Below are 24290 nucleotides of genomic sequence, written 5' to 3' on the forward strand. Positions count from 1 at the left end.
TAAAAAAAACCAGCTTTATAGCTGGTTTTTTTATTTCGAAATACGGGTGTTTATAGCTTCTATAATTTTGGAAATATCGGTATTATAATCAAACCAAAGTGTATTGCTGTTTCGTTTAAACCACGTTAGCTGCCTTTTGGCAAAACGTCTGGTGTTCATTTTTATAGTAGATACGGCAGATTCTAAACTACAATCGCCATTTAAATAGTTGAAAATTTCTTTGTAGCCTACGGTATTTAGTGCATTCAAATGCGCCTGATCTTTTAGTTTGGTAACTTCTTCTAAAAGTCCCGCCGCCATCATGGCGTCTACACGATTATTTATGCGGTTGTAAATAATGTCGCGCGGCGCCGTTAATCCTATCGTTAGTGTTTTAAATGGTCTGTTACTAGCCGTTTTATTTAAAAAGGACGAATAGGGTTTGCCACTACCAATGCAAACTTCTAGCGCACGTATAACCCGATGCGGATTTTGAAGCGCTATGGTATTATAGGTTTGTGGGTCTTTTTGTTTTAGGATTTCCTGTAAAGCTTCCAAGCCCTCGGTTTCTAGGGTATTGTTTAAAGCGATACGAATGGCCTTATCTATTTTCGGAAACGCATCTAGCCCAGTTGTTACAGCATCTACATATAAACCAGAGCCACCTACCATAATAACAATTTGGTGGGTTTTAAATAGCTGTGTGAGTTTCGTTAAAGCATCTTTTTCAAAACTACCCACACTGTAAGTATCTGTTATGGATTTATTGTGTATAAAATGATGCTTGGCTGCCTGTAATTCTGAAGCTGAAGGAGCAGCGGTGCCAATAGGTATTTCCTTGTAAAACTGGCGGGAATCTGCCGAAATAATTTCAGTATTAAAATAAGTGGCCAATTGAATACTTAATGCGGTTTTTCCAATACCGGTTGGACCAACTACAGAAATGAGATACTTATGTTGCAACATGGAAATTGGGGTTGGTGTATTAGCGTTTAGACGGTAAGTAATGGCCGCATTTATAGCAAAATTCAGCTTTATCCTTATGATTGTCTGCCGTACAATTTCGGCAGGATTTTGTGTTTAAATCTACCTCATTTACCGTTGCTGTTTCGTGAGCGGCATTAGCAGCGGCATTGGCAGCTAATTGGTTGTCCATATTTACTTTACGCGTGTATTCTGCCGAAACAATACCCGTAGGCACAGCAATAATACCATAACCCAAAATCATGATTAAACTGGCTATAAATTGTCCCAATGGTGTAACAGGTGCAATATCGCCAAATCCTACGGTGGTTAAGGTAACAATACTCCAATATATACTTTTAGGAATGTTATCAAATCCGCTTGCTTCGCCTTCTACTAAATACATAATTGTTCCGAAAATAGTTGCAGCAATAATAACAGCAAACAAAAACACGAATATTTTAGCCCGACTGGCTTTTATAGCCGTACCCAAATGAATAGAAGCTCCCAAAAAACGTGCTAATTTTAAAATTCGGAAGACACGCAGTAAACGCAATGCGCGGAGTGCCACCAGTGCGTGAGTACCCGGAAAAATTAACGAAATGTATTTAGGTAATGTGGACAGCAAATCCACGATACCATAAAAACTGGTAATGTATTTAAGTGGTTTTTTAACAGAAATAATACGTAAAATATATTCAATGGTAAACAATACGGTAATTATCCATTCTGAAATGTTTAAAAAATCGTGGTATTTTTCGTCAATGCTTCTTACGCTTTCCAGCATAACCAAAACAATACTAGCTATGATGACTATTAGTAAAACAACATCAAATAACTTGCCTGCAGGCGTATCTGCTCCGTAAATTACCTCGTGAAGTTTGGCTTGCCAATTTCTATACTGTTTCTTGCCCATAATACTAAATATACAATAAGTTTTGCCTATTTGTTAATTATCGAATTTTAATATTTTTATCTTTTTGTTTTTACGTAAGTAGCTTTTAATAATGTGTTGCGCATCTCGGTTGTTTGCCATGGGCGTAATAATAGTTTCTAAAACCTTCTTATTTGTAATTTGATAATTTAAATTAAAATAGCCTAGGCCTTTAAAAATACCATTTTCTATTAATATCGCGCTACGTTCATCTACCGCTCTAGCACGGTCTATTATTACCATGGTGTCGTTGGTATAACTATTTTTTTCAATAAGTTGCAACACACGTTTGTTGTAGTTTTCGGCCGATTCTTCTTGCACACAGGCTCCTAAACATTGTTTAATGCTGTAATTAAAACAGCTAGACTTGGTTGGATATAAGCCTGTTAATTTCTGGCACAAATTAAACGTTTCTACCGCTTTAAACAGATAACTTTTGGCACTTTGTCTATTTGTAAAAGTGGTTATGGGTTTTTTTCGGCCATCAGCCTTATCAATTACCAAATTAATGTAACCATGTTCGTCTTTAAAACTGTATAATGCGTGTGTAAAGCTGTTGCGGCGTAAAGCTCTGTTGTATATTGGTTTTAGTTTTTTTATTTCTTCGCTTTCCTTTAACAATGCCACCAATTCGCTTCCTGTATGTTCGTAGGTTACCGTGGCAGCATGGCGTTGTATTTTTTTAGATTTTGGACTACTATTTGTAAAGTGCTGGCTAATTCTATTTTTAATATTGTTGCTTTTGCCTATATAAATTATGGTGCCAGCTTCATTGTGAATATAATAAACACCTGTAGCATGAGGCAATTTATCTAGAATTGTTTTTAAATTGGCTGCCAAACCTTTTTTAGCTTCCAGTTGAATGGTGTCCTGAATTATAGATTTTTCCGAATCCTTGGCCAGTAACATTTTAAATAAAGCTACAGTAGCTTGTGCGTCGCCCGTTGCCCGATGCCTGTCGCTAACTGGAATTCCTAATGCGCGTGCTAATTTACCCAAACTATACGACTCCTGATTAGGAAGTAGTTTTTGAGATAACTGCACCGTACACAGTGTTTTTCGTTTAAACGCGAATCCTAAACGGTTAAATTCTGTTTTTAAAATACGGTAATCGAACTGCGAATTATGAGCAACAATAATACAGTCCTCTGTAATTTCGACAATGCGTTTAGCTACCTCATAAAATTTAGGCGCTGTTTTTAGCATACCATTATTTATGCCCGTAAGGTTTACAACATAAGGCTGAATTGGGCGTTCTGGATTTACCAAACTGCTAAACTGATCGACTACCTGGTGTCCATCAAATTTATAAATGGCTATCTCGGTTATACCTTCTTCATTATACTTGCCACCTGTGGTTTCTATGTCTAAAATTGCGTAAATAGTGTTCGTTTTTTTATTTTCCTAGGTTGTAATTCCTTTCAAACCGGGTTTTTAATTGCGCGCTCCAAAGATACTACTTCCTACGCGAATCATGTTACTTCCACATTGTATTGCCAATTCGTAATCACCGCTCATGCCCATAGAGATTATGTTCAAATCTGCATGCACTTGTTTCAGTTGGTTAAACACGGTTTTAAGTGTTTTAAACTCCTGGGTTACTTGTGTTGTATTGTTGGTAAATGTGGCCATCCCCATAACACCAACAACTTGAATGTTATTTAGTGTTTTAAAGGTATCGTGTTGCAATATTTGAAGGGCTTCTGTACTATTTAAGCCAAATTTGGTGTCTTCAGCAGCAATTTTTATTTGCAATAAACAGTTAATTGCACGGTTGTTTTTTTTTGCCTGTTTATTTATTTCCTGCAACAGTTTATAACTATCCACACCGTGTATTAAATTTACAAATGGGGCCATGTATTTAACTTTGTTTCGTTGTACATGCCCAATCATGTGCCACAAAATATCCTTGGGTAGGGCCGCATGTTTTTCTGCCATTTCTTGAATTTTATTTTCACCAAAAATGCGATGTCCTGAATGATAGGCTTCTAAAATAGCTTCGGTTGGTTTGGTTTTTGAAACCGCAACCAATGTAACGTCTTCAGGAATGGTTTTCTTAATTTTTTCTAGGTTTTCTTTAATGGACATATAAGTTTGGGATTTTAAAAGTAAAAATGTCGGGCTAATAAACACGGTACAAAATTACGGAATGTAATGGGTTTTCTTGACTAGTTACTAAACAAACGGAGCTTTTTGAAAGCAAATTAATTTTAAATAAGCGTTATTAAAAAGCACAACGTTATCACGACATGGAAAGACCTCCAAAATAGCCCTACAGACAGGTTAACAACTTATTTTAAAATTCGTAAATGGTAATGCCACTACGTAATTTTGGTTCGATAAAGGTAGATTTAGGCGGCATTTTAAGTCCGTCGTCTGCAATTTGTTTCATTTCATCAATTTTTACAGGAACCATGCCAAAACCAACCGCAAAGTCGCCGTTATCCACGCTGCTTTTCATGTTTACCACATCGTTTTTACCATTCATATACATTATACGGTTATCGTTTCGTAAATCCACAATACCTAAAATAGGCTCTAAAATTGTTTTAAACAATATTTGTGTATCAAGGCCATCCAGCGAGTTGGTCATTTTATAAGCAGTTTTACGAAGATGTAACGAATAAAATTCGCCGTCTAAATACATGCTAAACTGATGTTTTTGATTTGGTTTATAGGGTATCGATCCGCGGTTTTCAATCCGGTATACCGTATCTAATTGAATTAAAAAAGCTTCTTTTGTTAGGCCGTTTAAATCTTTTACAAGTCTATTAAATTCATGAATGCGCAAATCTGATTCTGGAATTAAATAACTCATAAAAAAATTATACGGTTCCTGTCCGCTATGATTTTTGTTTTCTGTTTTACAATCTTTATATAGTAAATATGAGCTAGCCGACCTGTGGTGGCCATCGGCAATATACACATGCGACATGCTTTCAAATTCTGTTTCAATAGCTTTTAAAAGTTCGGGTTTTTCTACCTTCCATAAATAGTGCGTATCTCTGTAAGTAGTTGTAAACTCATATTCTGCCCGTTCTTTCTGTTTTTTTGAAATAATATTTTTAATTACAGTATTATCCGGATAGGTTAAAAGAACCGGTTCGGCGTTAAAACCAACTGTTTTTAAATAGTCCTTAAAAATAATTTCTTTGTAAGCTATGGTGTCCTCGTGTTTCCGAATGCGGTTGTTTTCGTAATCCAAAGCACTTACGGCAGCAATTATGCCGTTAAACTCCTGATTTTCGCGGTCTACAATTTTGTAAACGTAATAGCAAGGCTTGCTATCCTGCACAAATATGGCGTCTTCTTTAAACTCGAGATAGCGGTTTTTTACCAACGAATAGCGTTCAATACCCGAAATTTCTTTATCGAAGCGATAACCCGGATTTACAATGTGTAAAAACGAAAAGGGGTTATCGCGCAGCCGCGATTCTAATTGTTCTTTGGTGTAACTTTGGTAGGATCTAGCAGCAACCAGATTTACTTTGTCGCGCGTTGGTCTAACTGCTTTAAATGGAATTATTTTTGCCATGTTTAGGTTGCTTCAATGTTGGCAAGTTCTTTTTTGTAATACCATTGCGCCCCAAATTTTGTGTTTTAGGGCGCAAGGTTTTTGTTGTTATTTTAAAAACTGTTTGGATACCTTTTCGGCTTTACGACTTTCGGAATAATCGTAAAAACCTTCACCCGATTTTACGCCAAGTTTGCCGGCGCGTACCATATTTACTAGTAGTGGGCAAGGCGCATATTTTGGATTTTTAAATCCGTCGTGCATAACATGTAAAATGGATAAGCATACATCCAAACCAATAAAATCAGCCAGTTGTAAAGGTCCCATTGGGTGCGCCATGCCTAACTTCATTACGGTATCTATTTCTGTAACTCCTGCTACACCGTTGTACAGCGTTTCTATAGATTCGTTTATCATAGGCATTAAAATACGGTTGGCCACAAACCCAGGGTAATCGTTTACTTCTGTAGGTATTTTGCCAAGGGTTTTAGACAATGTCATGATGGTTTCGGTTACCTCATTGCTGGTATTATAGCCTCTAATAATTTCAACTAATTTCATAATTGGCACCGGATTCATGAAGTGCATACCAATTACTTGGCTAGGCCTGTTGGTAACTGCTGCAATTTGGGTAATGGAAATTGAGGAGGTGTTGGTAGCTAAAATGGTGTTTTCTGCACAAACGGCGTCTAAATCCTTGAAAATTTTCAGTTTTAAATCGATGTTTTCAGTAGCAGCCTCCACAACCAATTCAACGGTTTTTACACCTTCGTGCATTTTGGTATGGGTGGTAATATTGCCTAAAGTTTCTTGTTTTTGGGCTTCCGATATTTTTTCTTTGGCTACCATTCTATCTAAATTTTTAGCAATGGTATCCATTCCTTTTTTTAAGGAAGCTTCGTTAATATCAATTAATTGAACTTTAAAACCGCTTTGGGCAAATGTATGAGCAATACCATTTCCCATGGTTCCTGCTCCTATAACTGCAATGTTTTTCATAAAAATATAGTTTCTATTTCTGTTAGGAATTTAGTCTGTATTCCAAAATTAATTTCAAATTATAAGTATGGCTTAAGCCTAACCTTTAAAACTGGTTAATAATCATATTGGCTACACGAAGCGCTTCCGTGCCGTCGTGTAGGCTAACTACTGGTGTGGTGTTGGTGTTAATGGCATGCGCAAATGTTTCCAATTCGTCCAAAATGGCATTGTTGTTTGTAACTTCAGGGTTATCAAAATAAATTTGTTTTTTAACCCCCTCGGCATTTTGCAACACCATATCAAAATCGCCTGGATTTTCGGGCGCATCTTTCATTTTTACCACTTCACATTTTTTTTCTAAAAAGTCCACAGATATATAAGCATCGCGCTGAAAAAATCTGGTTTTACGCATGTTTTTTAATGAAATACGGCTTGCTGTTAAATTGGCCACACAGCCGTTTTCAAATTCTATACGGGCATTGGCAATATCTGGTGTATCGCTAATTACTGACACGCCACTGGCAGATACGCTTTTTACTTTGGATTTTACAACGCTTAACACAATATCGATATCGTGAATCATTAAATCTAAAACCACAGGGACATCAGTGCCACGCGGATTAAATTCGGCTAACCGGTGCGCTTCAATAAACATGGGGTTTTCAATTTTGTTTTTAACCGCGGTAAAAGCTGGATTAAAACGTTCCACATGTCCTACTTGGCCGCGAATATTGTGTTTGGCTAGCAGTGCTCTAATTTCTTCGGCCTCTGCAACGGTATTGGTTATGGGTTTTTCTATAAAAATATGTTTGCCTTGTGCTATGGCTTTTTTAGCGCATTCGTAATGCGAAAGGGTAGGGGTTACAATATCTACCATATCTACGGCTGCAATAAGTGCGTCTATAGAATTGAAGTAGGTGTAACCAAATTCTTCAGCTACTTTTTTGGCATTTGCTTCATCTGCGTCGTAAAAGCCAACTAGTTCGTATTTATCCGATTGCTGTAATAAGCGTAAGTGAATTTTCCCCAAATGCCCTGCACCTAGGACCCCAGCTTTTATCATAATATCTTGTTTTCAACAAAAATACGGTTTTTCATTATTTATTGCTCCGAAATTTGCCATAAAATAACCTCTGGTTAATTGTGGAAAAAATAGCTGTCTTTTAATTTTTACCCATTAAATGTTTGTGTAATTTTAGATTTTTAAAATTTGCATAGTTTGAAAGATACATTTAAGCATAAGGGCATGCGCCAACAGTTGGTTCAGGTAATTAAGGATAAGGGTATTATAGATAGTCGCGTACTGAATGCTATTGGTAAAATACCACGTCATTTATTTATGGATTCGAGTTTTTTAGATCATGCCTACCAGGATAAAGCATTTCCTATTGCGGCGGATCAGACTATTTCGCAGCCGTATACTGTAGCTTTTCAAACCGAGTTGTTACAAATTGAAAAAGGCGATAAAGTTTTGGAAATTGGCACCGGAAGTGGTTATCAAACGGCGGTGTTATGCGAAATGGGAGCCCAGGTATTTAGTATTGAGCGCCAACATGAATTATTTAAAAAAACACGTCAGTTTTTACCCAAATTAAATTACCGACCTAAAAAATTAATTTTTGGCGACGGGTATATAGGTTTAAAAGAAGAGGCGCCATTTAAAGGAATTATTGTAACTGCAGGCGCACCTTTTGTACCGAAAGCTTTGTTGAGTCAGTTGGATATTGGCGGTAGACTGGTTATACCAGTGGGCGACCAGGTGCAAATTATGACCCTCTTTATTAGAAATGGGGTAAAAGATTTTGAAAAGCACGAATTTGGCGAGTTTCGTTTTGTGCCTTTACTGGAGGATAAAAACTAATTTAGTTACGTTTTTTAGCTTTTAAATGCCATAAAATAGAAACCAAGGGGCCCACGGTTAGTATTACAACTAACGCTATAATGATGTAATGTGCAACCTGACTTATTTGTTGGTTATCCTGTTTGCTTACCCGAACAATTTCAATGGACAAAACTGTAAAAATTAAAGCCATTATTAGGTTTATAAAACGCATTAACCGTGTGGCGTGTTGGTACATGGTTTTCGCATTTTCTGCTGTAATTTTTGTAGGATAATTAAAAAGGTGTGGAAATTTATTTAGGTAATAACCGCCGTAAATAATGGGAAAACCAATAATATATATAATCCATATCATGTCCTTGCTATCGTAGCGCGTTGCGGTGCCATCAAAGTTAAAATGCATAGGAATTAATTCAGGCAAGGAATTGTACTGAAAGCAGGTATACAGAAAGGCCAAAATTAATAACCCAAATGTTGTAATATCTACATACCGATCTAGTTTGGTGGGTTTTAAGTCAATTTTAGGTCGGTTGTCAAAAAACATAATTTAAGAATTGGCTTTTATTTTGGTAAATAATCCGATGGAATAGGTTTTTTGGGTGTTTCCAAACTCCAATACAAGTTTACAATCCACCACCTAATACCGTCGTTAAGAAGCTGAATGCTTTTAATGCCGCGCATGGCTGGTGCGGGATCATTTTCGGTATGGTACACTTCAAAGGTGCTAAATACGTGTGCCATGTTTCCAAAAACATCCATTTTTCTGTGTATTTCCTTTTCTATATAGCCTTCTTCTTTTAGCCAGGTAGCCGAGGTGTTTTTGTAAGCATCTGTGCTTAAATATTTGGCTAAATGATTGCCATCTAAACTGGTTCCTGTTGGAATAATTTTAGCATTGGGATAAAACAAATATTTAAAATCGCCCCAATTGCGCTCAAAACCGGGTTTACCCGAGTTTACCCGATACAATTCTGTAATAATAGCATCTATACTGCCCACTTTTTTAGCGCTAGGATCTAGAAATAGCTGCGCTTGGCTTGGTGCTAGGTATCCAAGAAACAAGGAAATTAAGAGTACTTTCTTTAAAAACATAGTTAAAAACTTTTTTTAATCCGGTCCAAACGGACTTTGTTTTCACGGTCTTTTATGGTTTCTCGTTTATCGTACAATTTTTTACCTCTTGCCAAAGCAATGACTAGTTTGGCGTAACCTTTTTCGTTTATAAACAGCCGCAATGGTATAATAGTTAAGCCGGTATTTTGTACCTCTTTGTTTAATTTTTTTAATTCGCGTTTATTAAGTAGCAATTTGCGGGTAGCCTTTGGTTGGTGATTGTAATAGGTGCCATACATGTATTCTTCCACCGTCATGTTTACAACAAAAAGCTCGCCTTGCTCATTAAATTCGCAAAAGCTTTCGGCAATAGATGCTTTGCTATTTCTAATCGATTTTATTTCGGTGCCAGATAATACAATACCTGCCGTGTATTTATCTAAAATTTCATATTGAAATTTAGCCTTTTTATTTCTTATGTTAACCGTGTTCTGCATAAGGCCAAAGGTAAATAATTTATGCTTGTTTTTCGAATTTATTCCGTAAGTATTCAGTAGCTTTACAACGGATAAATGAAATTTTTGGAACCATGAAATACCCTATTTTTTTAGTTTTTTTGTTTGTTTTAGTAGCTTGTGAGCCTTCTAAAAAATCACTTACAGCACAAGAAATTGTTAACGAGGCCATTGCGGTTGCTGGCGGAAGCAAATTTGATTCGGCGGCCTATTCGTTTCAATTTAGAGATAAGCAATATTTTGCATCCAGAAACAAGGGCTTGTTTACTTTGGCTAGAACCTTTAAGGATACCACAGGAATTGTAAAAGATGTAATTACTAATTCTGGTTTTACGCGCTATGTTAATAACAAACCTGTGGTAATAGCAGATAGCACTAAAGCCCAATTACATGCGGCTGTAAATTCTGTTCATTATTTTGCGGTGTTGCCATATGGCCTAAACGATGCCGCAGTAAATAAAGAGTTGTTAGGTACGGTAAGCATAAAAAACACGCCTTACTACAAAATAAAAGTAACCTTTAATGAAGCAGGAGGCGGTGAGGATTATGAAGATGTTTTTATTTATTGGATTCATACAAACACGTTTAAAACGGCATATTTGGCCTATTCCTACGAGGAAGATGATGGTATTGGATTTAGATTTCGAGAGGCCTTTAATGAGCGTTATGTTGGCGAAATGCGTTTTGTAGATTACAATAACTATAAAACCGAAAAAACAGATATTCTGGTAGAAGATTTAGATGACTTGTTTGAAAATAATTCGTTAACATTAGTATCTAAAATAAACTTGGAAGCTATAAAAATGGCGGCATCTTTTAGTGTGGCGGACTAAAGGATACTAGCTCTTAAAATGTAATCAAATAAAAAACCATGTGCACCTAATGATGTACATGGTTTTTAGTTTTTTTACTTGAAATATGTTTGTTCAAACTACCCTTATGCTAGCTCCAAAGCTATAGAAATCATGTCTTTAAAGGTGGTTTCCCGCTCTTTGCTTGTGGTGCGTTCGCCTGTAACCAACGAATCTGAAATGGTTAAAATAGTTAGGGCGTTTACATTGTGTTTGGCAGCAACAGTATATAGGCCGGCGGTTTCCATTTCTACGCACAACACACCAAATTTGGACCATTTTTTATAGGACTCAAAATTATCTGCATAAAACTCGTCGGAGGTAAAAACGTTTCCTGCTTTAACAGGAATTTGTTTGCTTTTGGCTACTTCTACGGCTTTTAAAAACAAATCAAAATTGGCTGTTGGCGCAAAATCAGCGCCACCAAAGCGTAATTCGTTAACGCCCGAATTGGAGGAGGCAGCCATGGCCAAAACAATGTCTCTAATTTTTACGTGTGCCTGGTACGAACCAGCGCTACCAACCCGAATTAGGTTTTTTACGCCAAATTCGTTAATTAATTCGTGGGCATAAATGGAAATACTGGGCACCCCCATACCTGTTCCCATAACCGAAATACGCTTGCCATTGTAGGTGCCTGTATAGCCAAACATATTTCTTACCGTGTTGAAACAAACAGGGTTCTCAAAAAAAGTTTCGGCTATCCATTTGGCGCGTAGCGGATCGCCGGGTAGTAGTATCGTTTCGGCAATATCGCCTTTGTTTGCATCTATATGAACGCTCATAGTTTTTGGTTTTAGCTGTTTTTTTTCTGTAGTTCTTCCATGATTGAAACACCCGCTGAACAACCTAATCTGTCCACACCGGCTTCAAGGTATTTTTCTGCTACTTCTAGCGTTTTTATACCACCAGAGGCTTTTATTTTAGCCCCTTTTTTAACTGTTTTCCGAATCATTTTAACGGCCGTTAAGGTGGCGCCACTTTTTGAAAAGCCAGTGGATGTTTTTATAAAATCTGCTTTGGCATCCAAGCAAATTTGGCATGCCTTTATAATTTCATTTTTAGATAATTCACTTATTTCTAAAATTACTTTTAGCACTTTATTGCCAATAGCTAACTTAACATCTCTAATATCTGTATACACATTTACAAAGTTCTCACTTTTCAGCATACCAATATTTAAAACCATATCAATTTCGTCTGCGCCATCGGCAATGGCTTTTTTTGCTTCAAAAACTTTCACTTCTGTGGCCATGGCACCTAATGGGAATCCAACAACAGCGCACACCTTTACATTGGATTTTGCTAAAAGTGCTTTCGCCAAAGGCACGTAATGTCCGTTTACACAAACACTATAAAAACGATGTTGTTTGGCTTCCTCGCAAAGCGTTTTAATGTCTTTTTGGGATGTAGTGGGTTTTAAAGCGGTATGGTCTATATAGTTATTAATTGTCTTCATGTAAAAAATAGGTTAAGATGGGATAAAAGTACGCTAAACGGTTCAATTTTCCCCATAAAGTACTAAATATTCTCTTATTTTGATGATTTTGTTTGAAAGAAAAACTGTTTTAAATATAAAATGGTTAGCAGGTGTATTTTTTGTACTTGTAAGTGTCACATTTACAGTTTACTAAAACTATAAATTATGGACTATGATTTTTGTCAGTATTTAACCTGTTTTAAGCCAGTACTTTTGGTTTATAATTTTAAAACCTTTAAATCATGAAAAAAATAATTTTTAGCGCCTTGTTAGCTTTTGCATTTGTTTTTAATGCACAGGCACAAGAAAATGAGACATCGAAAGACGATTATAGCAAATGGCAAGCTCGCTTTAGAGTAATATCGGTTATTCCTTCGCCAGGCGATAACCTACCTGGGGCTGAAGTAAATATTTCTACTACGTTTATGCCCGAATTGGATTTTACGTATTTCTTTACTAAAAATATTGCAGCCGAATTAATTTTATCGTCTACTAAACACGAAGTGGATGTAGATGATGCATTAGATTTAGGTCACGTATGGTTATTACCACCAACTTTAAATTTACAATACCACTTTTATGCAGGCAATTTTAAGCCGTATATTGGAGCAGGTATTAACTATACTATTTTTTATGGTATAGATGAAGGAGCGGTAGTTGGTATGGATTATGATAATACAGTTGGTTTTTCATTTCAAGCAGGTTTGGATTACAACTTAAACGACAAATGGTTTCTAAATCTGGATGTAAAACAATTACTACTATCTACAGATGTTGAAGTAAATACAGGATTAGGTGTGTTACCAGTAGAGGTAGATATTAACCCATTAATTGTTGGTATTGGTATTGGTAGAAAATTCTAATAAGCTGTTAATTTCCACAAAAAAAAGCCACATACATGTTATGTGGCTTTTTTTGTAGGTTACCATGGGCTTCTTTTTAATTAAGAATTTTGGGTAAAAACGTGAAAAGTTTTAGGCTCTAAAAATTCTAAAAAGAAAAAAAGCAACGTGCGTCTTTTTACAGATTTACGTTGCTTTTTACACTAACTAACCAACCAAAACATTAAAACGTAGTACCGTGTTATTTATTTTCGCTTTAACGAAACTTTAATAGTATTAGGCTGTTAATTCATTCTGATTTCTAAACACCAGTTGCTCATCAAAAGCATCAAGGAGTATAATGCTGTCTGTTGTAATACGGCCAGATAAAATTTCTTTACTCAAGGCATTTAAAACCTCTTTCTGAATAACCCGTTTTACAGGTCTGGCACCATACTCTGGATTATAACCTTTTTTGGCTAAATACTGAATGGCTTCTGGAGTCGCATCAAAAGTGATACCTTGTTTACTAATCATTTTTGAAACACTTTTTAATTGTAAGCCCACAATTTCTGTAATATTATCTTGTGTTAATGGCGTAAACATAATGGTTTCGTCTATTCGGTTTAAAAATTCGGGTCTAACCGATTGTTTTAGTAAGCCTAGTACCTCTATTTTTGCCAGTTCCATAGCGGCATCTACATCGTCTGTAGCTTCAAATTTTTCCTGAATTATCTGACTGCCCATATTAGAGGTCATGATAATAATGGTGTTTTTAAAATCGGCCATGCGCCCTTTATTGTCTGTTAAATGCCCTTCATCCAATACTTGCAATAAAATATTAAAGGTATCTGGATGTGCCTTTTCAATTTCATCCAGCAATACTACGGAATAGGGTTTCCGGCGCACAGCCTCTGTAAGTTGTCCGCCTTCCTCATACCCAACATATCCGGGAGGTGCACCAACCAAGCGGCTTACCGCATGGCGCTCTTGATACTCGCTCATGTCTATACGTGTCATAGCAGCTTCATCGTCAAATAGGTACTCGGCTAAAGCTTTGGCTAACTCGGTTTTTCCTACCCCCGTTGTTCCTAAAAATAGGAAGGTGCCAATTGGTTTTTGGGGATTTTGTAAGCCAGCTCGAGAACGACGTACAGCATCACTTACGGCTACAATAGCCTCTTCTTGGCCCACAACACGTTTGTGAAGTTGCGCTTCAAGTTTTAGTAATTTTTCGCGATCGCTCTGAAGCATTTTCGATACCGGTATACCGGTCCATTTTGCTACTACTTCGGCAATATCATCGTAAGTGACTTCCTCTTTAATTAAGGAGCTATCCGATTGATTGGCTTGTAATTCTTTCTGAAGTGCTTCTAAATGTTCTTGTGCTTCTTTTATTTTGCCATAGCGAATTTCGGCTACTTTGCCGTAGTCGCCATCGCGCTCGGCACGTTCCGCTTCCAGCTTAAATTCTTCAATATTAGATTTGGCAACCTGAATATTGTCTACCACTTCTTTTTCGGTCTTCCATTTGGCGTTTAGTTCGTTGCGCTCTTCTTTTAAGTTGGCAAGGTCGGCGCGCAAGGATTTTAATTTAACATCATCTTTTTCGCGCTTTATAGCTTCAATTTCAATTTCCAATTGCATCACTTTTCTGTCCAAAACATCCAATTCTTCTGGCTTGGAGTTTATTTCCATACGCAGTTTGGAGGCAGCTTCGTCCATTAAATCGATGGCCTTGTCTGGTAAAAAACGGTTGGTTATATAACGTTCAGATAATTCTACGGCGCCAATAATAGCTTCGTCCTTAATGCGTACTTTATGGTGCGTTTCGTATTTTTCTTTAATACCGCGCAAAATAGAAATAGCACTTTCTGTATCTGGTTCGTCCACCATTACTTTTTGAAAACGACGCTCTAAAGCTTTGTCTTTTTCGAAGTATTTTTGGTATTCATCTAAAGTGGTGGCACCAATGGCGCGCAATTCGCCTCTGGCTAATGCAGGTTTTAAAATATTGGCAGCATCCATGGCGCCTTGGCCACCACCAGCACCTACAAGTGTATGTATTTCGTCTATAAACAGAACAATATCGCCTTCGCTAGTTGTAACTTCTTTAATGACAGCTTTTAGGCGTTCTTCAAATTCGCCTTTGTATTTAGCCCCAGCAATGAGCGCGCCCATGTCCAAAGCAAAAATCTGTTTGTCTACCAAGTTTTCAGGTACATCGCCATCTATAATTCGGTGCGCCAAACCTTCAGCAATAGCTGTTTTACCGGTTCCAGGTTCGCCTACCAAAATAGGGTTGTTTTTTGTTCTACGGGATAAAATTTGAAGAATCCGGCGTATTTCTTCATCACGCCCAATTACAGGATCCAGTTTACCATCTTTAGCTAGCTGATTTAAGTTTTTAGCATATTTGTTTAAAGAATTGTAGGTTTCCTCTTGGCTTTGTGATGTAACCCGATTGCCTTGGCGTAATTCTTCAATGGCGGCTTTTAAATGTTTTTCTGTGACTCCTTGGTCTTTTAACATCTGACTAATTTTGCTGTTCGACTTGAAAATAGCCAGTATAATGTGTTCAACAGATACGTATTCGTCTGTCATTTTCTTGGCAATTATGGAAGCCTCATTTAAGGTTTTTCCAGCCTCGCGACTTAACATGAGTTCCCCGCCAGATACTTTAGCAAAACTTTCCAATTGTTTATCTAAAGTCTGTTTTAAAATGTTAATATTAACATTTAGTTTTTTAAGTAAAAAAGGAAGCACGTTTTCGTCCACTGTAAAGAGTGCTTTAAAAATATGCTCGTTTTCTATTTGTTGGTGTCCAAAGCCTTGGGCTAGCTGCTGTGCTTGCTGGATGGCTTCTTGAGATTTAATGGTGAAATTATTTAAATTCATAGTATTTATGTCCTTGGTTAGGATCTGTTTTTAAGGTTTTTTTGTTGTGTTTGTAATTCAAATAGCAATATCCTTACCAGTTTACGGTAGCAGACAAAATGACGTTTTAAGACCTTGTTTTACTGACGTTTAGTCAGTTTTCGTAACTGCTAAAAATGTTTAGACTATCTTTGATGGTAAAAATAGAAACACCTTATGCAATTTATAAAAAACTTATTTGGAGGTTCTTCGGAGCCTAAAGAGGAAAAGATTCTGCCATGGCAGGCGCTAACTACTACTGCCAATTTGGATACGATAGATAAAAAGTCTGTAGCTAAAACCCAACTTATTTTTAAACATTCCACACGTTGTGGCATTAGTAAAATGGTGTTAAATCAGTTTGTAACAAGTTATAATCTGGATTTATCAGCCGATTTGTATTATTTGGATTTACTTAATTACCGGGCTTTATCCGATGAGATAGGCTACCGGTATCAAGTTTTGCACGAATCGCCACAATTACTCATAATTCGAAATGGTGTTGCAGTGGCACATGCCAGTCATGGTGCCATTAATGACTTGCATTTGGAGAAGTACGTGTAAGTTAATGACCACAAATTTGAATCCTTAAGTATTCATTTTTAACTATATTTGAGACATAAAAGCAATAAATCAAAACAGATAATTCATGAAAAAAACTATTATGATGGCCTTTATGGTGTCCGCTTTATGGACGTGTAAAAACCAAGAGGCGCCCAAAGAATCTACTGAAAACAAAGCAGTCGCAACTGTTTATTACAACGGCGACATAATTACAATGGATGGCGATACGGCTCAATATGCGGAAGCAGTTGTAGTATCTGAAGGTAAAATTACCTTTGTAGGCAATGCAAACGAGGCCATGAAAGTGGCAGGTCCGGGACATAAAATGAAAGACTTGGATGGTAAAACCATGTTACCAGGATTTATAGATCCGCACAGTCATTTTATAAACGCACTGTCCATGAGCAACCAGGCAAACTGTTCGCCGGCTCCTGTAGGTAAGGGCAACGACGTACCAGGAATACTTGCTGCTTTAAAGGATTTCCAAAAGGAGAAGGCTGTACCAGAGGGCAAATTAATTACCGGTTATGGTTACGACGATTCGGTTATGCCAGAAGGTAGAACCTTAAATAGAGATGATTTGGATGACGCTTTTCCCAATAATCCAGTTTTAATTATTCATGTATCGCTACATGGTGGGGTACTAAACTCTAAAGCTATGGAATTATTTGGTATTTCTGCGGAAACCGAAACTCCTGCTGGTGGTATTATTGTTAGAAAACCAGGAACCAATGAGCCATATGGCTTAATTATGGAAACGGCATTTATGCCTATCATGGAACAATTACCAACGCCTACAGATGCCGAATTAATGCAACAAATAAAAGACGGGCAAATGATTTATGCTGAAGAAGGTGTAACCACTGCACACGAAGGGTTAACGAATGCGCAACAAGTAGCTATTTTGAAAAAAGCGGCAGATGCTAATGCGTTATTTATAGATGTTATTTCCTATCCTTTTATTACCGAAATGGATACACTAATTAGTACTTATGGTTTGGATGCTTTTGGCAAATACGACAACGGATTAAAATTAGGGGGTATAAAAATTACTATAGATGGTTCGCCACAGGGGCGTACAGCCTTATTTACCACGCCTTACTTAACTGGAGGTCCAGGAGGTGAAAAAAATTGGAAAGGCGAATCGACTTTCTCACAGGATGAGGTAAACAACATGTTAAAACGCATTTACGATAATGGCCTACAATCTACCTTTCATGCCAACGGAGACGGCGCAATTGATATGTGTTTAAAGGCTCACGAGTTTGCAAGCAATGGCGATTTGACTAAAGACAGACGCACCACTATTATTCACTCGCAGTTTGTTCGAGATGATCAATTAGATAAATATGTAGACTATAATTTAATTCCTTCATTATATACCGAGCACACCTTCTTTTTTGGCGATACCCACGTTAAAAATCGCGGTTTAGAGCAGGCTTCCAGAATTAGCCCTATGAAAACGGCCATGGAAAAAGGTTTAAAACCTACTAACCATACAGATTTTAATGTAGTGCCTATAAATCAATTATTTGTAATATGGTCTGCAGTAAACAGGATAACAAGAAACGGGGAGGTGTTAGGTGCCGAGGAGCGTGTTTCGCCATACCAAGCACTGCAAGCTATTACCACCAATGCAGCGTATCAATATTTTGAAGAAGATACCAAAGGAAGGTTAAAAGCAGGCTATGTTGCAGATTTTGTAATTTTAGATAAAAACCCACTAAAAGTAGATGCTATGGCTATTAAAGATATAGTGGTGCAGGAAACCATAAAAGGAGGTAATTCTATATTTTTAAAAGAATAAATACACTAAAACATGATAAAAACTCCCAATTTATGTTGGGAGTTTTTTTTTATAAAAATACGGACTGCCAAGTTAAAAGATAGTAAGCGCTTAACAATTGCAGTTTCTTTTGGCGGATTTATTACGCATTTAAGAATTTTCTTATTACGACCTTGTGTTTTTTAAACAAAGGAGGGTAGCATGTTGTTTTATTGAGGCAAACAAATATACCACCGCAACTAATTTATATGTTAGAAATTAATTTACTTTTGGGGCTCACAATAATTTATAAAAATAATGACAAAGTATTATGTTTTAGTTGGCTTGTTTTTAGCTAGCTTTCAAGCGGTTGTTTCGCAGGGTATAACGGGCGATAATGTCGAGTTTAACGTGCCACAGCCCCCAAAAGTAGCTATTCCAGAAGCCCAGCAATTTTATGCGGTAACGGTAACGTCACCTTATAATATTACAGCGGATGATGTTATAGCGCAGTCTAAAATAGATTTTCAGAACGAACTGGATAATTACGATCAAAAAGTCTTGGATAGCGAGGCGGAACATAAGGTTATACTGGCGCAGCATGAAAAGGATATTGAAATAGCCAAAGAAAAATATGCCATAGAGTCCAAGGAGTACAGCAAGTTGTCCTTATTGGAGCGCATGGCAGTAGCCGAACAAGGAAAAAAACCTACATTGGTACTACCTAGCAGACCAACCTACTACAAACCGGCTAAACCTATTTATAGAAATCCAAACTTAAACGATTATGTAATAGTCGATAATACCATTCTAGCGAGCAAAATTGTTGTAAATGGCATGCAGCGCGGCGAGAATATTCTGGATATTCAAGTTGCTATGGAACGGGTAAATTTTCAGGATAACGCTGGTAAATCTTATGCCAATCTGCCAACAAACATTGCGGTAAGTTTAAATGGTGTTCCAGATTTTACAACCAATTTGTTCACGGACTTCGAATTAATAGCTAATTACCCAACTAATAATATTAACAAAAACCGCGAGGAAAAAGCTTACTTGGAAAAAGTGATTAAGCAAGTAAACCAGTTGTTAAATGAACGGTATGGCTATATTAATAAGCGCAAATCTTTATATTTAGAAGTGGTTAAAAACCGAAAAAACACTTACGACGATTTGGAAAAAGCGCATATTTATGTTCTTACTAACTTAAAGAAAATTCAAGAGGATCCTCATTCGCGTTTAACACTTTCGGCTATGGAAAACCTGCAAAAAGGTTTGGATATTTGGGATAACACTTTAGCAAAAATTGATTACAAAAATTCCAAAGCCGATTACAATGCTAAAATTGCTCAATATGTTTATTTTAATTTAATAAAAGTACATGTAGCGTTAAACAGAAAAGAACAAGCTGAAAACTATTTAAATGCCTTACAGGAAAATTTAATTTACATAAAACTTTCTTACGACGATGAGCAAGCATTAAAGCGCCTAGAAAAAGAAATTTACACACAATAAAAGTATGAAAACACTATATGTATTAGTTAGTTTGCTTTTTGCGTCTTTATTGCATGCACAACAAATTAATTACGGACCACAATTTCCATTCAATCCGGAGACAGAAAATGATTTACAATTCGTACTATCGGATAATTACAACAGCTATTTGTTTAGTCAAATAAATATGCATGGTATGCAAAGTAAACATGCCCTTATTTTGCGAAAACTGGACCAAACAAACACTTTAGTAGCAACCTATGAGCATACGTTTCCGGGAATGGGCGCGAGTAGTTTGTATAACTTTTTAGGTGTATACCAACGTAATGCCAATCAGTTAGTAGCCTACACACATGCGTACTCTGGTAAAATGGATAAAATGGAAGTGTATGAAATAGTGTTCCATAAAACCACCAATACTTTTGCAGAGCGTCTAATTTTTAGTCACCCTATTGAATCCAATTCTAAATCGGGTAACGTAGCTTTTAAAGTGTCTGAAAATGGCTTGTATGCGGGACTTATTTATACGCCATATGCCAAACGGAAAGAGCCAGCAAAAAGTATTATAAATCTTTATAATACGGAAACAGGCGAGCGCTTATGGGATAAGGAGGTTGTATTTGAGGATACCAATGAAAAGCATGTAGGAGTGACTAATTCGGGAAGCATTTTATGGGTGCGCACGGAAAAAGGGTTTAAAGCGGAAACCAATCAGTTATTTGTGGTAAATGCAGACCAAACAAAACGTTTGTTATTCCCAGAAAAAACAGCTTTATTCCAGCCAAAATTGTTTTCTATTGGCAATCAGGATTACTTTATGGCTTTTTATGAAGATAAGTCCATTGGCCTAAAATTTGGTAAATTTAACCGATTGCTTATGTACAGTTTAACCGACGGTTCCATATTAAATAACAATAAAATAGACGTGTTAACGCAGTACAAAAGTTTAACAGGGGTGGCACCAGCTGAAATTACCGATGTTAAAATTTCTGAACTTATTGTGGGTAATAATAGCATGCATGTTATTTTAGAAACACTTTACAAAGCTGGTACGGTACAAAAGCCTATGTTTTCAGGTAGCAGCACTACCATGGAAGTAGATTTAATTAAGTATGGTGTGGGCTATGTTTTAGAAACTGATATGGCCGGAAAGGTTTTACAAACCACCACACTAAAAACAAGTGTTGGTATGTTGCCAGAAATTTCTAATTCGTTTGGAATTATCTCTATTTTAGGCGATTTCTATATTAACACAGGTTGGTATTACGGTTTATACAAACCAAGCCAATTAAACGGTTTGAACGAAAACTATGGCAGAAAGCTTTTTGGCTACAGTTCGTTACGAGATTACGGTACGTTTGTTAATCAACTAATGCATTATTCGGCAGACAGTCGGATTTTAAAATTAGCGCGGTACCACAGCAACAACAGCTTGTCAGTTATGGATCTAACTAATTTTCCTGAATAACAGGTTTTTTAGTAGAGATGTGGCAAAAAAAAGCCCGCAACAAATTTTTGTTGCGGGCTTTTTATATGCTAAAAATAGTAATTACTTACCAGCTTTTTTTGGTTCAAAAACAGGAAGTAGCTCGGTAGAAACTTCGCCAAAACCAATACGTGTACCATCTTTTTCGCAATGACCGCGCATAATTACGGTATCGTAGTCGTTTATAAATTTACGGGTGGTGCCATCTTTTAGTTTTACAGGTTTTTCACCGCGCCAGCTTAATTCAAGCATAGAACCGTAGGAATCTGGTGTTGGACCAGAAATGGTACCACTACCCATCATGTCGCCAGAGTTAACAGGGCAACCATTTACGGTGTGGTGCGCTAACTGCTGTGCCATATTCCAATACATATATTTAAAGTTGGAGCGGCTTACAATAGTTTCTTTAGCCGATTTTGGTTTTATAGCAACCTCCAGTTTAATATCGTAGCTTTTCTTGCCTTTATATTGCAGATAAGGAAGTTGCGGTTTTAAAGGTTTCGGACTTTCCACACGGAAAGGTTCTAAAGCATCCAGGGTAACTATCCAAGGCGAAATAGACGACGCAAAACTTTTGGCTAAAAATGGACCTAAAGGCACATATTCCCATTTTTGAATATCGCGTGCAGACCAGTCGTTAAATAACACCAGTCCAAAAATATACTCCTCGGCTTCGTCTATGGGAATTGGTTCACCCAAATCGTTAGCATCGGTAGTAATAAAAGCCATTTCTAATTCAAAATCTACTAATTTACTCGGACCAAAAACTGGGGTGTCGCTACCAGCAGGTAAGGTTTGTCCTTGTGGCCTGTGTATTGGAATACCAGACGGAATAATAGACGAACTTCTACCATGGTAGCCAACAGGAATGTGCAGCCAGTTTGGCATTAAGGCGTTTTCTGGATCGCGGAACATGGTGCCAACATTTGTGGCATGCTCAATACTGGAATAAAAATCGGTGTAATCGCCAATTTGAACGGGTAGCTGCATTTCAATTTCATCCAAACGGAACAGCACCACTTCTTTATGTTTTTTATTGTCTTTTAAAACATGGTTTTCAGCGTCAAAAATTTCGGCAATGCGGTTTCTAACGGCGCGCCATGTTTTTCTGCCATCGGCAATAAAGTCGTTTAAAGAATCCTGAAGGAAAATATCGTCTGTTAGCGGAATACCATCAAAATAACCAAGTTGGTGTAAAGCTCCTAAATCAATTGCCGTATCGCCTATGCGGGTACCAATGGTAATAATATCATCGCGCGTTAGAAATACGCCAAAAGGAATGTTTTGTATGGGAAAATCGGAGTTCTTATCTACATGTAACCACGATTTTCTGTCTGGATTGTTAGCTGAAATTGGCATAACTATATTCTGTTTTTTGGTGTTTAAAATCTTTTCAAACCTACATAACTTTTCGTTTTATTACTAATTAAAGACTGAAAAACTTCGAAATCTTTACCCTTAAAGAAAAACAATTTAGGTATGGTAAATATATGTTTTTTGGTGTATTAAACTAATCTATTTCTTATTTTTGCAATCTATTCAACAATAACCAAAATTTATGCAACGCGACGAACAAATATTTGAACTCATAGAAGCCGAAAAACAAAGACAGCTTCAAGGTATAGAACTCATAGCATCGGAAAATTTTGTAAGTAACCAGGTTATGGAAGCAGCCGGATCTGTGTTAACAAACAAATACGCTGAAGGCTATCCAGGAAAGCGCTACTATGGTGGTTGCGAAGTAGTAGATGAGGTGGAGCAATTAGCTATAGAACGCGCTAAAGCTTTGTTTGGTGCGGCCTACGCGAACGTACAACCGCACTCTGGTAGCCAGGCTAATACCGCTGTTTTTTCGGTTTGTTTAAAACCAGGCGATACCATTCTTGGTTTCGATTTATCGCATGGTGGCCATTTAACGCATGGCTCGCCTGTAAATTTCTCGGGAAAATTATACAATCCTGTTTTTTACGGTGTTGATAAGGAAACCGGTTTAATAGATTACAATCATGTAGCCGAAGTTGCCCAGCGCGAAAAACCAAAAATGATTATTTGTGGGGCTTCAGCATATTCTCGCGATATGGATTTTAAGCGTTTCCGAGAAATTGCCGATAGCGTGGGCGCATTACTTTTAGGCGATATTTCACATCCATCGGGTTTAATAGCTAAAGGTATTTTAAACGATCCGCTGCCACATTGCCATATTGTTACTACCACCACACATAAAACATTGCGTGGTCCTAGAGGCGGTATGATATTAATGGGACAGGATTTTGATAACCCATTTGGTATTAGGCTTAAAAATGGTAGTTTACGAAAAATGTCGTCTCTACTGGATTCGGGTGTGTTTCCAGGTAACCAAGGCGGACCACTAGAACATATTATTGCCGCTAAAGCTATTGCTTTTGGAGAAGCTTTAACGGACGAATTTATGCACTACATGTTACAAGTTAAGAAAAATGCAGCCGCTATGGCAAAGGCTTTTGTAGAGCGTGATTACCATATTATTTCCGGAGGAACCGATAACCACATGATGCTTATTGATTTGCGTAACAAAAATATTACTGGAAAAGACGCTGAAAAAGCTTTAGTGAAAGCGGATATTACGGTGAACAAAAACATGGTGCCTTTTGATGATAAAAGCCCGTTTGTAACATCTGGTATCCGGGTAGGCACACCTGCTATTACCACCCGTGGCCTTAAAGAAAACGATATGGATGCTATTGTGGCACTAATAGATGCTGTTATTATGAACCACGAGGACGATGCTAAATTAGAGGCCATTAGTAAAGAAGTAAATGCTATGATGAGTCATTTACCGTTATTTGCCTAATCGGAATTAATGTCAACTTAAAGTCATAAAAAAACCTGCTTGTTTATTTAAGCAGGTTTTTTTCGTTTTGCTGTTAGGTGTAAAATATTTGGTTTTAAATATGCTTAATTAATTTCATGCACCATTACACAAAGGTATTTTAGTTAGCAGCTTATTTTTTTAGGACGTAAATTGTATTTATTAAGGGTAAATACTTTTTGTATTCTGTTATGTTCTGTATGTGGCTGTGTGCTAATTTTTTAAGAGATTGTAATTTAAGAAAAGTATTTCTTTGTAAGAAAATTTAGATGTTTTATATTGGCTGTCT

General features: G+C 37.0%; 22 protein-coding genes. 8 read left to right on the forward strand and 14 right to left on the reverse strand.

The window, feature by feature from the left end:
* Positions 1-30 precede the first annotated feature (30 nt).
* From miaA to ACFSQP_RS10050, 7 genes are all read right to left on the reverse strand, one after another.
* Positions 31-945, reverse strand: a complete 915-nt coding sequence (gene miaA, locus ACFSQP_RS10020) for a tRNA (adenosine(37)-N6)-dimethylallyltransferase MiaA (protein WP_376894004.1) — start codon at positions 943-945, stop codon at positions 31-33.
* A gap of 19 nt (positions 946-964) precedes the next feature.
* On the reverse strand, positions 965-1858 hold the full coding sequence (locus ACFSQP_RS10025) for an ion transporter (RefSeq protein ID WP_376894005.1): 894 nt from the start codon (positions 1856-1858) through the stop codon (positions 965-967).
* 33 nt (positions 1859-1891) lie between these two features.
* Positions 1892-3259, reverse strand: a complete 1368-nt coding sequence (locus ACFSQP_RS10030) for an exonuclease domain-containing protein (protein ID WP_376894328.1) — start codon at positions 3257-3259, stop codon at positions 1892-1894.
* Between the two features lie 51 nt (positions 3260-3310).
* Positions 3311-3964, reverse strand: coding sequence for a YggS family pyridoxal phosphate-dependent enzyme (locus ACFSQP_RS10035; RefSeq protein ID WP_376894007.1), 654 nt, complete (start codon positions 3962-3964; stop codon positions 3311-3313).
* Between the two features lie 208 nt (positions 3965-4172).
* The gene (locus ACFSQP_RS10040; RefSeq protein WP_376894009.1) at positions 4173-5411 is read right to left on the reverse strand and encodes a DUF1015 domain-containing protein; all 1239 of its coding nucleotides are present in this window, start codon (positions 5409-5411) and stop codon (positions 4173-4175) included.
* An 87-nt stretch (positions 5412-5498) separates the two neighbouring features.
* On the reverse strand, positions 5499-6389 hold the full coding sequence (locus tag ACFSQP_RS10045; RefSeq protein WP_376894011.1) for a 3-hydroxyacyl-CoA dehydrogenase family protein: 891 nt from the start codon (positions 6387-6389) through the stop codon (positions 5499-5501).
* Between the two features lie 85 nt (positions 6390-6474).
* Complete coding sequence (locus ACFSQP_RS10050; protein ID WP_376894013.1) at positions 6475-7434, reverse strand: Gfo/Idh/MocA family protein; 960 nt, start codon at positions 7432-7434, stop codon at positions 6475-6477.
* Between the two features lie 156 nt (positions 7435-7590).
* Between ACFSQP_RS10050 and ACFSQP_RS10055 the strand changes: the two genes are divergently transcribed.
* Positions 7591-8232 (forward strand): protein-L-isoaspartate(D-aspartate) O-methyltransferase, encoded by a 642-nt coding sequence (locus tag ACFSQP_RS10055; RefSeq protein ID WP_376894015.1) that lies wholly within the window; start codon positions 7591-7593, stop codon positions 8230-8232.
* A gap of 1 nt (position 8233) precedes the next feature.
* On the opposite strand, the gene ACFSQP_RS10060 is transcribed toward ACFSQP_RS10055, so the two are convergent.
* The 3 genes from ACFSQP_RS10060 to smpB are packed head-to-tail and all read right to left on the reverse strand — an operon-like array spanning position 8234 to position 9761.
* Positions 8234-8755, reverse strand: coding sequence for a DUF1648 domain-containing protein (locus ACFSQP_RS10060; RefSeq protein WP_376894016.1), 522 nt, complete (start codon positions 8753-8755; stop codon positions 8234-8236).
* A gap of 17 nt (positions 8756-8772) precedes the next feature.
* Positions 8773-9303 carry a hypothetical protein gene (locus tag ACFSQP_RS10065; protein WP_376894018.1) on the reverse strand — a complete coding sequence of 177 codons (531 nt, stop codon included), beginning with the start codon at positions 9301-9303 and terminating at the stop codon, positions 8773-8775.
* A 2-nt stretch (positions 9304-9305) separates the two neighbouring features.
* A complete protein-coding gene (smpB, locus tag ACFSQP_RS10070) occupies positions 9306-9761 on the reverse strand; it encodes an SsrA-binding protein SmpB (protein WP_376894020.1) in 456 nt (151 codons plus the stop codon).
* 92 nt (positions 9762-9853) lie between these two features.
* Here smpB and ACFSQP_RS10075 point away from each other — a divergent pair, with 92 nt between their 5' ends.
* Positions 9854-10612, forward strand: a complete 759-nt coding sequence (locus ACFSQP_RS10075) for a DUF6503 family protein (protein WP_376894022.1) — start codon at positions 9854-9856, stop codon at positions 10610-10612.
* A 104-nt stretch (positions 10613-10716) separates the two neighbouring features.
* Here ACFSQP_RS10075 and deoD read toward each other — a convergent pair whose 3' ends face one another.
* Together deoD and deoC are read right to left on the reverse strand one after the other, a co-directional pair.
* Positions 10717-11415 carry a purine-nucleoside phosphorylase gene (gene deoD, locus ACFSQP_RS10080; protein WP_376894024.1) on the reverse strand — a complete coding sequence of 233 codons (699 nt, stop codon included), beginning with the start codon at positions 11413-11415 and terminating at the stop codon, positions 10717-10719.
* 11 nt (positions 11416-11426) lie between these two features.
* Positions 11427-12089 (reverse strand): deoxyribose-phosphate aldolase, encoded by a 663-nt coding sequence (gene deoC, locus ACFSQP_RS10085; protein ID WP_376894026.1) that lies wholly within the window; start codon positions 12087-12089, stop codon positions 11427-11429.
* Positions 12090-12352: 263 nt separating this feature from the next.
* On the opposite strand from deoC, the gene ACFSQP_RS10090 reads away from it, so the two are divergent.
* Entirely contained in the window at positions 12353-12973 is a 621-nt protein-coding gene (locus ACFSQP_RS10090) for an OmpW/AlkL family protein (protein WP_376894028.1), read from the forward strand.
* A 255-nt stretch (positions 12974-13228) separates the two neighbouring features.
* Here ACFSQP_RS10090 and clpB read toward each other — a convergent pair whose 3' ends face one another.
* Complete coding sequence (gene clpB, locus ACFSQP_RS10095) at positions 13229-15829, reverse strand: ATP-dependent chaperone ClpB (RefSeq protein WP_376894029.1); 2601 nt, start codon at positions 15827-15829, stop codon at positions 13229-13231.
* Between the two features lie 195 nt (positions 15830-16024).
* Here clpB and ytxJ point away from each other — a divergent pair, with 195 nt between their 5' ends.
* The 4 genes from ytxJ (at position 16025) to ACFSQP_RS10115 (ending at position 21135) form a co-directional block, all read left to right on the forward strand.
* Positions 16025-16411, forward strand: a complete 387-nt coding sequence (gene ytxJ, locus ACFSQP_RS10100; protein WP_376894031.1) for a bacillithiol system redox-active protein YtxJ — start codon at positions 16025-16027, stop codon at positions 16409-16411.
* A gap of 85 nt (positions 16412-16496) precedes the next feature.
* Positions 16497-18218, forward strand: coding sequence for an amidohydrolase (locus ACFSQP_RS10105; RefSeq protein ID WP_376894033.1), 1722 nt, complete (start codon positions 16497-16499; stop codon positions 18216-18218).
* A gap of 276 nt (positions 18219-18494) precedes the next feature.
* Positions 18495-19688 (forward strand): hypothetical protein, encoded by a 1194-nt coding sequence (locus tag ACFSQP_RS10110; protein ID WP_376894035.1) that lies wholly within the window; start codon positions 18495-18497, stop codon positions 19686-19688.
* Positions 19689-19692: 4 nt separating this feature from the next.
* A complete protein-coding gene (locus ACFSQP_RS10115; RefSeq protein WP_376894037.1) occupies positions 19693-21135 on the forward strand; it encodes a hypothetical protein in 1443 nt (480 codons plus the stop codon).
* Positions 21136-21216: 81 nt separating this feature from the next.
* Here ACFSQP_RS10115 and fahA read toward each other — a convergent pair whose 3' ends face one another.
* A complete protein-coding gene (fahA, locus tag ACFSQP_RS10120; protein ID WP_376894039.1) occupies positions 21217-22512 on the reverse strand; it encodes a fumarylacetoacetase in 1296 nt (431 codons plus the stop codon).
* Positions 22513-22711: 199 nt separating this feature from the next.
* Between fahA and ACFSQP_RS10125 the strand changes: the two genes are divergently transcribed.
* Complete coding sequence (locus ACFSQP_RS10125) at positions 22712-23983, forward strand: serine hydroxymethyltransferase (RefSeq protein ID WP_376894041.1); 1272 nt, start codon at positions 22712-22714, stop codon at positions 23981-23983.
* Positions 23984-24290 lie beyond the last annotated feature (307 nt).

Source organism: Bizionia sediminis (assembly GCF_042684585.1).
Classification (GTDB): Bacteria; Bacteroidota; Bacteroidia; order Flavobacteriales; family Flavobacteriaceae; genus Algorimicrobium; species Algorimicrobium sediminis.

Coding starts and splice junctions, on each gene's coding strand:
- fahA (WP_376894039.1), bottom strand. CDS start 22,512: ATGCCAATTTCAGCTAACAATCCAGACAGAAAATCGTGGTTACATGTA.
- smpB (WP_376894020.1), bottom strand. CDS start 9,761: ATGCAGAACACGGTTAACATAAGAAATAAAAAGGCTAAATTTCAATAT.
- ACFSQP_RS10105 (WP_376894033.1), top strand. CDS start 16,497: ATGAAAAAAACTATTATGATGGCCTTTATGGTGTCCGCTTTATGGACG.
- ACFSQP_RS10040 (WP_376894009.1), bottom strand. CDS start 5,411: ATGGCAAAAATAATTCCATTTAAAGCAGTTAGACCAACGCGCGACAAA.
- ACFSQP_RS10090 (WP_376894028.1), top strand. CDS start 12,353: ATGAAAAAAATAATTTTTAGCGCCTTGTTAGCTTTTGCATTTGTTTTT.
- ACFSQP_RS10110 (WP_376894035.1), top strand. CDS start 18,495: ATGACAAAGTATTATGTTTTAGTTGGCTTGTTTTTAGCTAGCTTTCAA.
- ACFSQP_RS10075 (WP_376894022.1), top strand. CDS start 9,854: ATGAAATACCCTATTTTTTTAGTTTTTTTGTTTGTTTTAGTAGCTTGT.
- ACFSQP_RS10025 (WP_376894005.1), bottom strand. CDS start 1,858: ATGGGCAAGAAACAGTATAGAAATTGGCAAGCCAAACTTCACGAGGTA.
- ACFSQP_RS10115 (WP_376894037.1), top strand. CDS start 19,693: ATGAAAACACTATATGTATTAGTTAGTTTGCTTTTTGCGTCTTTATTG.
- ACFSQP_RS10050 (WP_376894013.1), bottom strand. CDS start 7,434: ATGATAAAAGCTGGGGTCCTAGGTGCAGGGCATTTGGGGAAAATTCAC.
- ACFSQP_RS10045 (WP_376894011.1), bottom strand. CDS start 6,389: ATGAAAAACATTGCAGTTATAGGAGCAGGAACCATGGGAAATGGTATT.
- miaA (WP_376894004.1), bottom strand. CDS start 945: ATGTTGCAACATAAGTATCTCATTTCTGTAGTTGGTCCAACCGGTATT.
- ytxJ (WP_376894031.1), top strand. CDS start 16,025: ATGCAATTTATAAAAAACTTATTTGGAGGTTCTTCGGAGCCTAAAGAG.
- ACFSQP_RS10065 (WP_376894018.1), bottom strand. CDS start 9,303: ATGTTTTTAAAGAAAGTACTCTTAATTTCCTTGTTTCTTGGATACCTA.
- clpB (WP_376894029.1), bottom strand. CDS start 15,829: ATGAATTTAAATAATTTCACCATTAAATCTCAAGAAGCCATCCAGCAA.
- deoD (WP_376894024.1), bottom strand. CDS start 11,415: ATGAGCGTTCATATAGATGCAAACAAAGGCGATATTGCCGAAACGATA.
- ACFSQP_RS10035 (WP_376894007.1), bottom strand. CDS start 3,964: ATGTCCATTAAAGAAAACCTAGAAAAAATTAAGAAAACCATTCCTGAA.
- ACFSQP_RS10125 (WP_376894041.1), top strand. CDS start 22,712: ATGCAACGCGACGAACAAATATTTGAACTCATAGAAGCCGAAAAACAA.
- ACFSQP_RS10060 (WP_376894016.1), bottom strand. CDS start 8,755: ATGTTTTTTGACAACCGACCTAAAATTGACTTAAAACCCACCAAACTA.
- deoC (WP_376894026.1), bottom strand. CDS start 12,089: ATGAAGACAATTAATAACTATATAGACCATACCGCTTTAAAACCCACT.